Raw genomic sequence first — 10,549 nt, forward strand, 5'->3', positions numbered from 1 at the left:
GCCGCCTGCCGATGTCCTTGGCCATCCGGTGAGCCATCCCTGTGCGACGGAACCGTGCCTCGGGAGACGGCCGTGTCGCGGTGCCCCCTCCACGATGACATCTGCCGCACCTGCTCGGCAGAGTCGGTGAGTCCTGTCCTGGCCGGATCACGCTACGGAGTTCAGAACGGTGGCCGCTCGTTCCAGGCCACTGGATCGGCCTGCGGCGGGCGAGGCGCGTGCTGCTGCAGGACGGTCACGGCCTCGTCGATGCGGCCGAGATCCATGAGGTACCCGGCGAGGTCGTGCCTGTTCTCGCGGGCGTGGGGCCGCAGGACCGCGACAGCCTCTTCGGTACGTCCGGCGCCGGCGAGCAGTTCGGCGATGTGCGGCGCCGCGTAGGGGGTGTCGCCTTCGGGGTGGGCGCGGGCCTGCTCGTACGCCTCGTCGACGCGGCCGCAGGCGGCCATGAGTGTGAGCCGCATCCAGAACAGCTCCCACTCCACCTCTCCGGGGTGTCCGGTGCGCGCGTCGAGGTAGGCGAGGCTGTCCTCGGGGCGTCCCTGGTCGGTGTACAGGATGCAGAGCTGGTGGAGGATCCAGTCCTCGGCACCACCACGGGCATCGGCCAGGGCCCGCAAAACGTCGATCGCTTCGTCGTTTCGGCCGTGGCGCGCCAGCAGGTCGGCCAGGGACCCCGCGGTCTGGCAGCGGCGAAGGGAGTCGTCACCGGCTTGCCGGTACGCGGCGATCGCGCCCTCGATGTCGCCGCGCTCCTCCAGCACTTCGGCCAGGCGCCGCGTGGCAATGCCGAGGGGCTCGGTCGCGGCGTAGACGTGCAGTTCGTCGATCCGGTTGTGCCGGGCGAGCATGTCGGCCAGTTGGTCACGGTTGTTGAGGCACGTCGCGCTCCGGGTGTGGAGCAGGGTGATGGCGTCGTCGAGGCGCCCGTGGCGTTCGTGGAGGGTGGCGAGCAGTCGGATCGCGGTGTCGGGGTCCAGGCCGCGGCAGCACCACGGGCTGTCGCACCGGTGGCCGTCCGGGATCCGGGCCGCGAGAAGGGCCGCGGCGTCGTCGTCGCGCCCGGCATCGGCGGCGACGTCGACCAGGGCAGTGGCGAGGAACGAGTCGTCGATGTGAGGTTGAAGCAGCGTGAACGCTTCCCCGCTGCGGCCGTGCCGGGCGAGCAGCCGGGCGTAGGACTCCAGCGCCAGCGGATGCCCGGCCTCCATGCGCGTGCGGGTCAGCGTGATCGCCTCGTCGGCCCGCCCCCAGCCCTCCAGCAGCCCGGCTGCGGCCACGACAGCCGTCCACCAGCCCGTCGCGACATACGGGGCGAGCACGTCCAGCGCCTGCGCCTGCCGGCCCCTCTCACCGAGCAGCCGCGCCCACTCACGCGCACAGAACCACTCCCCGTGACACGCCCAGAACTCCGCTCTCTCAGGCACGAGTTCGAGGAGCCGCACGGCCAGATGCGGCGGTATGCAGCCCGACTGGGTCCGGGCCCGGTAGTCAAGATCGGCAGCGTCCACAGCGCAGACCGTAGCCCCACCCGCCGACACCGTCGCGATACGGTGACCCGGCCGAACGGCGCACCACGCTCACGGCCGCCCGCGCCACCGCGCGAGCCATGGCCGGTCCCCGGCTGCTCGCAGGGCGTGCACCGGCCACTCCTTTGCTCCCGAGACCAGGGCTGGCCCGACGCCGACGAATCTGGCTGGGTCATGTCGGCTTCGAAGCCTGCCAGATCAGGCGGCGGAGGCGTTCGCCTGCTGTGAGGACGCCGGTGACCGGCACCCTGTCCACCTCACCCGTATACGTTGTCCGTGCCTGCCCGGCCTCGCCGGGCAGGCGGACGAGGGTCCGTGTGTGCCGGCCGAGGACCTCCGCGGCCCTGCCGCGTTCGTCCTCGTCCGTGGTCGGGGCCGGCAGGTCGGCGACGAGCGACGGCAGCCCGGAGACCGCCACCGCCTCCGCCCCGTCGACGTCCACGAGCAGGCGCACACCCACGGCATGAACCCGCCCTGCTGGCGCCGTATACGGACGGGGTAAGTCCAGACCACCCGTGATGCGAAGCCGGACGGGTTGGCACTACCGGCAGATCGCGGCCGGCAGCGACCTGACCGGTGACGGCCGTCCCGACCTCGTCGCCAGCGACTCCCACGGCGCACGGTGGCTGCACGCCGCCACCGGCGCCGAGAGCGCCCCCTTCGCACCACGCGGGAAAATCGGCCTGAGGGGATGGCGGTCGATCAACCACCTCACCGCCACCGGCAACATCGCCGGCGGCCCGACGGGCGATCTGCTGGCCCGCGACACGGCCGGTGTCCTGTGGCTGTACCAGGGCCGCGGCGACGGCACCTTCACCACCCGCGTCCGCATCGGCGGCGGCTGGAACGCCTACACCCACATCATCGGCATCGGCGGCGGCAACCGCGACGGCCACCCAGACCTCTACGCCACCCCCGCCGAGGGACGCTCCTACCTCTACAAGGGCACCGGAAACGCGACAGCACCCTTCCGCTCCAAGGACACCACGAGCGTGCTCTACCTCCCTCAGCGATCGGACGACCACATCGCCTGACGACACTGCTGCGCAGTGCTACGAGGGGCGCTCGATCGGGTCCTTGCACGCGAGGAAGCGCCGCCTCTTCTGTCCGGCCGGAGAGAAGAGGCGCCGCAGTGCTGTTCGGCTCAGCCTGGCCCGTCTGTCGCTCCCAGGCTCGGTCCGCAGCGGGCACGAGAGGCGGCTATGGGCTGAGGGCGTGCGGGGTGAGCATGGAGTGGATGCTGGTGCGCAGTCCGTGGACGCCGCCCGACTGGAGCCATGGCACGCGCTGGAAGAATTGGTTGTGCTGGGTGGTGCTGGATGCGGTCAGGAAGGTGCGGAGTTCGTCGGGTGCGGGGTCGTCGGCCAGGCACAGCCAGGCGAGGCCGGCGCCGATCCGGATCTCGGGTGGTGGGCCGGGATCCGACCACAGCTCCTGTGCCCAGGCCGGGGCGTTCTCGTGGTGGTGTTCGCGGGCGAGTTGGGCGATGCCAAGGACTGCGCTGACGCGGACCACCGGGTCCTCGTCCACCGCCAGCCGCTCGTGCAGAGCCGAGGAGATGCGCGGGATGTCGCGGGTGGCTATCGCGAGGACGAAGGTGGCCGCGGCGCGGACGTCGGGATCGTGGTCGACGAGGAGAGGGAGCAGGAGATGCAGGTCGTCCGTGACGGCGTCGCGGGCAGCCTCAATCGTCCAGTTCGTCGGACACATCGTGGAGCCCTCCAGCTCCAGCGGATCTGCGAGGACCTGGAGAAATGCTTCCCGATGTGCCTCGGGCTCGGGCCGGGCCGGGCGTGGTGCGACGCAAGGACGTCAAGTGGCTCGATCCGGCGGGGTACCGGCGCTGGCGGGACATCGGCCTGCGGGGCTTGGAGATGTCGGGGCAGGAGGTCCGTGGCTGGCGAGGCCGGAACGGGCAGCGGGACTGTGCGTTCGCCGATGGCCTGTACGGCACGGGGCTGCGGCTGCCGGAGGGCGGCAGCCTGCTGCTGTGTGAGCTGCCGCCCGATACCGGGCGGGGCTACGTGACGTCCCGGCTCGCGGACGCGTGTGCGAAGAACAGGCGGGGTCGCAGGTACTGGATGCCCCGGCGCGTGCTGGTGGACTGGCTTTCGTACGTGGAGGGAGAGCGGGCGGCGGCCGTACGGCGGGCGCAGTCAGCGGGCCGGTACCGCGAGGTCCGGCGGCGGCTGGTGCTGGAGCGGATCGCGGGCGGGCGCCGGGTGTCCCTACGGGATGACGCCGGGCACCGGCAGATCGTCTCGCTGGACGTGCTGGGTCCGCGGGAGCGGTGCCGCCTGTTTGTGGAGACGCCGGCGGGGCTGGCGCCGGCGGCGCTGTGGCTGAACGAGGACGGGCTGCCGCGTCAGCCGCGAGGTTGGGAGCACACCTTCTGCCGGGCGAACGAGCGGGTGGCGGCGGCCGGGCTGGTAGGGCTGTCGGCGACACCGCACATGCTGCGGCATTCGATGGCGCTGCGCTGGTACGCGTTGGGCAAGCTGCTGTACGAGCGGCGCTACGCCCACCTTGGCGAGGCCGAGATGCGCGACTTCCGGGCCCAGTTCGGGGACGTCTGGTTCCTCGTGCAGACGCTGCTGGGGCACGCGGATGTGGCCACCACGATGGACGTCTACCTGGAGCCGTTTCGGGATCTGGAAGTGGAGCTGCTGGTCGAGCACGCCCACGGCGCCGCGATGGAGTCCCTGCTGGAGTCGGTGTTCGCTGATCACCCGCGGGTGATGACGGACCCGGTCGCGGCCGGGGGTGCGTGGTGAGCGGGCGAAGGGCGGCGCTGCCCACCGCCGGCTACCAGTCGCCGCAGCGGCTGTTCGTGGACGCGGGCGAGTGCCGGGTGCGTGTTTTCAGCGAGCGGAACGGCGGCTGGGCGGACTTCGATCTGACCGAGCTGCCCGTGGCACGTCCGTTGCAGGAGTGGTTCGCCGCGGCGATGGCGGCGGCCAGCGGGCCAGCCGGTGTGCGGCGCACGCCCCAGTCGGCGGGCGACTTCCTTCGTGTGCTGCGCCGGTTCTGCGCCTACCTCGGGTCGCTGTCGCATCCCCCGCTGGCACCTGCCGGGCTGCTGCCGGTGCACCTGACGGGTTCGTGCTCCAGCACCGGGGCTGGCGGTCGCTGCCGGGCGCGCTCAGCACGCTGCGGTCGCTGCTGAGGCACGCTTCTCCCGCGGGGGCGGAGGCGTTCCTTGCGCGGCTGTCCCAGGTCCAGATCCCGAAGGCCCGGAGTGCCGTGCGTAGCTACCACAAGGAGGAGTTCGAGGAGATCACCCGCCGGTCGCGCCGGCAGGTGCGGGAGACGGCCGGGCGGATTGCGGCCGGGCGGCGGCATCTGGCGGCATAGAGGGCCGGCCAGATCGACCGGGAGGAGGACCGGAGCGGCTGGGAGGAGGGCTGGATGCTGGACTTCGTGGAGCAGACGGGGGACTTTCCCCGTCGGCCGCACTCCTCCACGCGGGTGCCGATCACCATGGTCCGGCGGCACGGCGGGGCGGGCCGACTGTTGGCTCGTCTGTACCTGACGAGGGCGGACGTGGTCGCGGCGGCGGTCCTGATGGTGTGCCTGACCGGGGAGAATCTGGGGACGATCATCTCGGCAACGACCGCGCACCACCGGCCTGACGGCGAGACGGGCGGCCCTGCGAGCGCGGTGGTCGACTGGCTCAAGCCGCGCCGCGGTCCCGCGCGAGCGCACCGTGCCGTCGCCCTCCAGCAGAGCCGGGACGCCGGCGGTCGGTGGGACCTGCATTCGCCGTTCGGCCTCTACACGCTCCTGTGCGACATCGGCTCGGCCACGCGGGCCCGGACCGGCAGCGACGCCCTGCTGGTGTACTTCGCCGGCACCGGCCCGCACGGGGCGGGGTTCCGTTCGGAGCTCGCGCACGGGTCGCTGGGCGTCTGGTCGAAGGAGATGGCGATCCGCGTCCCCGGCAGCGGGACGGAGTCTGCGCCGCTGCAGGTCGATTCGAGGCGGCTGCGGCTGACCTGGCTGGAGCTCAATCAGCGGCCGGTCGCGCACAGCGAACGCACCCTCGCTAACGACTACCTGGCCCGCAACCGTGGCGATTTGGCCGCCTACCAGAAGGTGGTCGCCGATGTCCTGGCCCAGCAGGTCGCCAAGGCAAGGGCCCTTGCCCTGGTGTCGGTGATGACAGCAACCGACCTCGCCGAAGCCCGCCAGAGCCCCGGCCCGGTCGCGGAGCGCCTCGGCCTGACCGCCGACGCGCTCGCCGAGCTCCTGACCGGACGGCAGGACACCGTCCTTGCGGCCCGCCCAGCCACACCCCGCACCAGTAGGTCTCGCCGGCATGGCGGGCCCGGAAGTCGTCGAGCTCTATCGCTTCTATCGGAAGGACCACGGGGAGCTCGGAATCGGCGTGGCCGATCACTGCGGTCTGCACTCGGCGTTTGTCCGGGGCCATGCAACCTCCAGCGTGCTGGAGACGGGATCCGTCTCCGGTCGGCGCCCAGCCACGTTGCCGGATGCCTAACTGACTGACGGTACCTCCCACCACCGACACCGCCGGACCGTCCCGATCGGGCGGTCATCGCCACCACCGTCTCCGGGTCCGCGCGCCAAACGTCTGGCCCCCGCTGTGACTGAGCGCTTCAGTTGGCCAGTGAGCGTTAGATCTGGCCGGTTGAGCGTAGGAGTATCCCCTGGTCAGCGGGTCGTGACGCTTCGGGTTCCGTTCCATGGAGAACGGCGGCGGGAATCGTACCTGGTCAGCGGCTTCGCTCAACTGGCCAACTGAAGCCCTCAGTCACACGAGCCCGGACCGAAACGGTCCGGGTCCACTCACGTATCCGGGGCGCGATGGTCGTCCGCTATCTGCCCATCAGCTCGTTGAACAGGGCGACCACGACGACGCCGATACCAAGCGCCGCCCCGAATGCCGGGTGATAGAGAGCGACGCCGACGGTTATCGCGCCCACCAGCAACAGCACCACCATGCGCACGCTTATCTGGTCGTTGTTCACGAAACCCGCCTCTCCCAGTTCGTACGTGAGGTGTGGTGACAGGCTTGTACGGCTATGCCTGCGGGGGTGCCTGCGCCGTCTTGGCTCGACGGCAGTACGCGGCGCCCCGTAGGCTCGGGCTCGGACCTGATGGTTCTTCTCCCATCTTGGAATGCGTTCTGGTAGGGGGTGGAGCTGTCGGACTACGCGAGTGGCCCTTTGTTCGAGCAGGGGGCCACTGCTTTGTCTCCTTCCGGTTGAAGCGGTCGAACTACGCGGTGACGACAACACCGTTCGAGCGGCTGCGGAGCCCATGAAGTCCGCTGCTGTCGTCGACTCAGAAGCCTACGCACATGCCGACGAGACGTTCCCCCTGCCTTGGTGACCATCACAGGCCAGGATCGGCCGGGGAAGGCAGCCAAGCGGAGCCCCGCGAGATGTGCTAGGCGGCCTGAAGGAGTCAGCCACCGAAGACTGCGAGCTTCCCACCTGCGACGATGCCGCTAGAAATGAGTAACGGCCGCAGGTGAACGGTGGAGCGTTGCGCTGCCCAACTGGAGCCGAGGAAGCGTTGAGAACGCGCGGGTACTCGTCTCGGACGCCCTCCACGAAGTCGAAAATGGGGACAAGGAACGCCATCTGAAGCAACGTACGAGGCAACTTTGCCCTCGATCTCTTCACCGGAGCGGGCGGTTCAGCCAGATCAAAGCATCCGAGAAGGTATCTCCGCCTCCTCTGCAAGGTCGCGAAGGCCCCGCCTTCTTTTAGGGATGCCTCTCCGAGTCCGCATCTCTTTGATCCTGAGCTTCGCAACCTCCCGCCTGGAACGGACGGAAAGGGCACTGATGCTCCTATTGATCGTCAAGCCCTTTCGGCTGGATGAGCGCCGTATGGTGGCCGGATGCGGTATCTGGCGGAGTCGTTCCTTCTCGGAGCCCTGTGGCGGGGTCGTTCGGTCGAGCAGCTCCTTGGGCCCTGCGGCTCGGCGGGACACCTGGGGGTGCGCTATGTCGAGGTTCGTGCGGCGAAGACGTCCTTTGAGGTTTGGCTGCACACGGTTGAGGACGTCGGCAGTGAGAACTTCTGTGACCTGGGCGAGTTCCCGCCGTTCGATCCCGATGACGAGGCCGGCGAGTTCGGGCGGCTCCTGGGCATGGCTGAGGACCCGCTGGCTGCAGTGGTCGTTGCTGAGCAGTGCACCGGAGCGGGGCGGGGTCGGTGGGTCAACGAGGGCGTCGTCCAGGATGAGTACGGCGACTTCGTTCGCGCCGGCCGGCCGTCGGATGCTTCCCCCGGCGGCTGGCCGTGGCCCGACGGGCCGGCCGTCGAACGGCCTCGCGCGTGATCAAGCGGCTGTGAGCCAGTCGCGGTAGGTGTGGGCGAGATCGTCGTCCCGGCGGATGCCGCGTTCGAGGGTGGAGATGGTGGCGGGCCACACACCGAAGTGGCGGGCTGCGGCGGTCAGGGTGATGTTCTTGGACTGCCGCAGTGGTCTCAGGTCCGCGATGTCGGGGACGGTGACCGTGGTGGTCAGGCAGCGGAACATCTCCCGGGCGATGGCCCGTTTCAGCAGCCGGATGATCTCTTTCTTGGTCCGGCCGGCGGCGGTCTGTCGGGCGACGTAGTCGCGGGTGCGGGAGTCGCTGGACATCCGGACCAGGGCGATGCGGTAGAGGGCGGCGTTCGCTGCCCGGTCCCCGCCTCGGGAGAGACGGTGGCGGTTGGTTCTGCCGCTGGAGGCGGGGACGGGTGCGGCTCCGCAGAGAGCGGCGAAGAATGCCTTGACGACCCCAACGATCTGCCAGACGCCTCGCAGCTGATCGACCGGCGACTCGGCATCCCCAACCTATGGCCTCTGGCCCCAGAGACCTGGGACGAGGACACCTTTTTCGGCCTGATCGAGGTCTTCCACGACCTGGTCAGCCGCCCCCGCACGCGCCGCTTCCACAGCTGGAACATGTGCGGGTGGCACCACTCGGAGTTCCACAACGGGCCTGCCCGCGTCCTGTACCGGGGCAAGGTCAACGAGTTGCTGCGCGAAGCCGGCATCGAGTACGAGCTGGCTGCTGAAGGCGAGGACCTCGGGCGCCTGGTCGCCGTCACCGACGACGCCCGCAGCTCGCTGGTGCACCGGGCGCTCAACGAGAGCGCACCGGACATCACAGCCCGGGTCCGTCACGCGATCGCCCTGTTCCGCGGCCGGGACACGACAGCGGAGAGCAAACGGTCGGCAATCGTCACCCTCGCGGGCATCCTCGAGGAACGCCGCGCCCTACTCAAGGACAAGCTCGGCAAGGACGAAGGGGCACTATTCGAGAGCGCCAACCGCTACGACCTGCGCCACCGCAAGGCAGACCGGCGCGGCGAATACGACGAAGCGTTCCTGGACTGGATCTTCTGGTGGTACCTCGGAACGGTGGAACTCACCAACCGGCTCATTGCGTCCCGGACCGCCGGCTGACCCTCACGCACCACCACCCGACCCCGTGGTCGAAGACCTTCAAGACCGGGTCAAGCCCGGCGGCGGCGCCGTACACAGCGAGCACAGCCGACCCCAGGCTGCTCGGCGGCGTCTACTGTCCCGTCCAGCGGCAGACCCGGCCCGCCGGCCGACCCCTCTTCGCAATCGACGGCGTGCACGACACCGCCCCGGCCACCGTCCTCCGCGCCGCACAAGACCAATGCAGGCGAAGCCGTCCGGCGGCTGCCTCAGCCTGCCTACGATGCCGTGGTGCGGAACACGAAGGCGTTCAAGGAAGCCGTTGCCCAGACGCTCGCGGAGCTGGCCCGCCGGGGGGTGACCCTTGCGCCGGCGACCGTGGAGGACACGATCGAGAAGCAGATCACCACCGTCTCCGAGCGGCTCGGAATCCAGGTGCGCTCCTCCTGGAGGTACTTCGACGCCTCCGTCACGGCCGACCGGCTCGCGCAGAGCGTGGCGTCGTACGAGGAGAGCAGCAGCGAGAAGGGCGTCGGGCAGGCCCCGATGCCGCCGATCGACAACCCGGAGCTCGCCCTGGTCCTCGCCGGGGTGCCGGACTCCCTCGCGCAGACCGGCGGCGACCTGTACGCGGTCATCATCAACGTAGCCGTCAACGCCTGGATGGCTGGCCACATCCACGGTGAGGACGGCTGCACCGGCTGCGACGGCAGCCGCGGCTCGGCCGGACACGACTGGGAAGCGCGGATGCGCACCATCACCGAGATGCAGCCGAACATCACCAAGTGGTTCGACCGCGACGTGTGGACCCGCGCCGTCAACGACGCGGGCTACGCCGTCACGCGCCGCTGACGTCAGTGCGCGGGAACCGGCAGGACGCCACGGACGACCAGCTGCCGCCCGTACGGGGTGGCCATGGGTTCCATCTGAATACCGGTGCGCAGCGGCTTCACCGAGAGGCGGAAGCCCTTGGTCGGGCCGTGGCAGATCAGCCCGGTCGGGGTGGGATGCCGATGCCGTCGGGGGAGAGGGTGAACCCGAGCCCGGCAAGAAGTCCGTCAGCTCCGGCTCGTGCGTGGCGTACAAGACGGCGGCGCCCAGCTTTCCGGCCTGAGTCTTGACCAGGTGCGCGAACGGATCGGCGACCTTGAGCGGCGCAAGCGAGAACAGCGAGCGGGGCCCGTGCGGCGGCCACCGGTCCCGGATTGGACGGTCGAGACCGGCATCGGCGCCGACCGGCCACCGCTGTACGTCCACGTCGGCGGCTGCCGCATGGCCAGCAAACGCGTCCGCGCCGTCACCCGCGTCATCGCGGCCTAGGTGTATTGACCCGCAGGGTTGTTGACGCGGGTGATGGGCGGCTGTCCGTCGAGTGCGGTGTGGCAGCGGTGGTGGTTGTAGGTGTGGAGGAAGTCTGCCGGTGCCGTTGTCCGCTCGGTGTTCGAGGTGTAGGGCCGTAGGTAGGCCCATTCGTCGAGCAGGGTGCGGTTGAAGCGTTCGACCTTGCCGTTGGTCTGCGGCCGGTAGGGCCGGGTCCTCTTGTGGGTGATGCCGGCCGCGGCCAGCGTCTGGGTGAACAGCCTGGACTTGTAACAGGAGCCGTTGTCGGT

Annotated in this window: 12 protein-coding genes and 2 pseudogenes; 8 read left to right on the forward strand and 6 right to left on the reverse strand. The window is 69.9% G+C overall.

Features of this window, described 5'->3' with window-relative positions:
* Positions 1–161 precede the first annotated feature (161 nt).
* Together EAO77_RS29100 and EAO77_RS29105 are read right to left on the reverse strand one after the other, a co-directional pair.
* Positions 162–1,511, reverse strand: coding sequence for a tetratricopeptide repeat protein (locus EAO77_RS29100; RefSeq protein WP_147991314.1), 1,350 nt, complete (start codon positions 1,509–1,511; stop codon positions 162–164).
* Positions 1,512–1,701: 190 nt separating this feature from the next.
* Positions 1,702–1,983 (reverse strand): hypothetical protein, encoded by a 282-nt coding sequence (locus tag EAO77_RS29105; RefSeq protein WP_147991315.1) that lies wholly within the window; start codon positions 1,981–1,983, stop codon positions 1,702–1,704.
* Between the two features lie 64 nt (positions 1,984–2,047).
* On the opposite strand from EAO77_RS29105, the gene EAO77_RS29110 reads away from it, so the two are divergent.
* A complete protein-coding gene (locus EAO77_RS29110; RefSeq protein ID WP_147991316.1) occupies positions 2,048–2,563 on the forward strand; it encodes a VCBS repeat-containing protein in 516 nt (171 codons plus the stop codon).
* A 166-nt stretch (positions 2,564–2,729) separates the two neighbouring features.
* Here EAO77_RS29110 and EAO77_RS29115 read toward each other — a convergent pair whose 3' ends face one another.
* Positions 2,730–3,239 (reverse strand): HEAT repeat domain-containing protein, encoded by a 510-nt coding sequence (locus EAO77_RS29115; RefSeq protein ID WP_187283470.1) that lies wholly within the window; start codon positions 3,237–3,239, stop codon positions 2,730–2,732.
* A gap of 83 nt (positions 3,240–3,322) precedes the next feature.
* Between EAO77_RS29115 and EAO77_RS38960 the strand changes: the two genes are divergently transcribed.
* The 3 genes from EAO77_RS38960 to EAO77_RS29135 all read left to right on the forward strand — a co-directional run bounded on the left by EAO77_RS38960 (position 3,323) and on the right by EAO77_RS29135 (position 6,038).
* Complete coding sequence (locus tag EAO77_RS38960) at positions 3,323–4,303, forward strand: site-specific integrase (RefSeq protein WP_187283471.1); 981 nt, start codon at positions 3,323–3,325, stop codon at positions 4,301–4,303.
* Positions 4,300–4,695, forward strand: coding sequence for a hypothetical protein (locus tag EAO77_RS29130; RefSeq protein WP_147991320.1), 396 nt, complete (start codon positions 4,300–4,302; stop codon positions 4,693–4,695). Before EAO77_RS38960 ends, EAO77_RS29130 begins: the two co-directional genes overlap by 4 nt.
* 242 nt (positions 4,696–4,937) lie before the next feature.
* Positions 4,938–6,038, forward strand: a complete 1,101-nt coding sequence (locus tag EAO77_RS29135; protein ID WP_147991321.1) for a hypothetical protein — start codon at positions 4,938–4,940, stop codon at positions 6,036–6,038.
* 329 nt (positions 6,039–6,367) lie between these two features.
* On the opposite strand, the gene EAO77_RS38965 is transcribed toward EAO77_RS29135, so the two are convergent.
* On the reverse strand, positions 6,368–6,520 hold the full coding sequence (locus EAO77_RS38965) for a hypothetical protein (protein ID WP_187283472.1): 153 nt from the start codon (positions 6,518–6,520) through the stop codon (positions 6,368–6,370).
* A gap of 880 nt (positions 6,521–7,400) precedes the next feature.
* Here EAO77_RS38965 and EAO77_RS29140 point away from each other — a divergent pair.
* A complete protein-coding gene (locus EAO77_RS29140; protein WP_261994185.1) occupies positions 7,401–7,844 on the forward strand; it encodes a hypothetical protein in 444 nt (147 codons plus the stop codon).
* 183 nt (positions 7,845–8,027) lie between these two features.
* Here the strand turns inward: EAO77_RS29140 and EAO77_RS39520 are convergent.
* A pseudogene (locus EAO77_RS39520) lies at positions 8,028–8,282 on the reverse strand (transposase); the annotation flags it as partial.
* On the opposite strand from EAO77_RS39520, the pseudogene EAO77_RS29150 reads away from it, so the two are divergent.
* From EAO77_RS29150 to EAO77_RS29165, 3 genes and pseudogenes are all read left to right on the forward strand, one after another.
* Positions 8,268–8,960, forward strand: a pseudogene (locus tag EAO77_RS29150) (hypothetical protein); the annotation flags it as partial. The pseudogenes EAO77_RS39520 and EAO77_RS29150 overlap by 15 nt on opposite strands.
* A gap of 270 nt (positions 8,961–9,230) precedes the next feature.
* The gene (locus EAO77_RS29160) at positions 9,231–9,791 is read left to right on the forward strand and encodes a hypothetical protein (RefSeq protein ID WP_261994186.1); all 561 of its coding nucleotides are present in this window, start codon (positions 9,231–9,233) and stop codon (positions 9,789–9,791) included.
* A 219-nt stretch (positions 9,792–10,010) separates the two neighbouring features.
* Positions 10,011–10,259 (forward strand): DUF6233 domain-containing protein, encoded by a 249-nt coding sequence (locus tag EAO77_RS29165; RefSeq protein WP_147991322.1) that lies wholly within the window; start codon positions 10,011–10,013, stop codon positions 10,257–10,259.
* Here the strand turns inward: EAO77_RS29165 and EAO77_RS29170 are convergent.
* Positions 10,256–10,549 (reverse strand): integrase core domain-containing protein (locus tag EAO77_RS29170; RefSeq protein WP_147991438.1); only part of this gene is annotated, 294 nt, incomplete at its 5' end. The genes EAO77_RS29165 and EAO77_RS29170 overlap by 4 nt on opposite strands.

Origin of the sequence: Streptomyces sp. T39 (assembly GCF_008042045.1) — a bacterium.
In the GTDB taxonomy this organism is placed as follows: domain Bacteria; phylum Actinomycetota; class Actinomycetes; order Streptomycetales; family Streptomycetaceae; genus Streptomyces.

Excerpts from the sequence above, each read along its gene's own strand:
- EAO77_RS29110 (WP_147991316.1), top strand. The coding sequence starts at position 2,048 with ATGCGAAGCCGGACGGGTTGGCACTACCGGCAGATCGCGGCCGGCAGC.
- EAO77_RS29140 (WP_261994185.1), top strand. The coding sequence starts at position 7,401 with ATGCGGTATCTGGCGGAGTCGTTCCTTCTCGGAGCCCTGTGGCGGGGT.
- EAO77_RS29115 (WP_187283470.1), bottom strand. The coding sequence starts at position 3,239 with ATGTGTCCGACGAACTGGACGATTGAGGCTGCCCGCGACGCCGTCACG.
- EAO77_RS29135 (WP_147991321.1), top strand. The coding sequence starts at position 4,938 with ATGCTGGACTTCGTGGAGCAGACGGGGGACTTTCCCCGTCGGCCGCAC.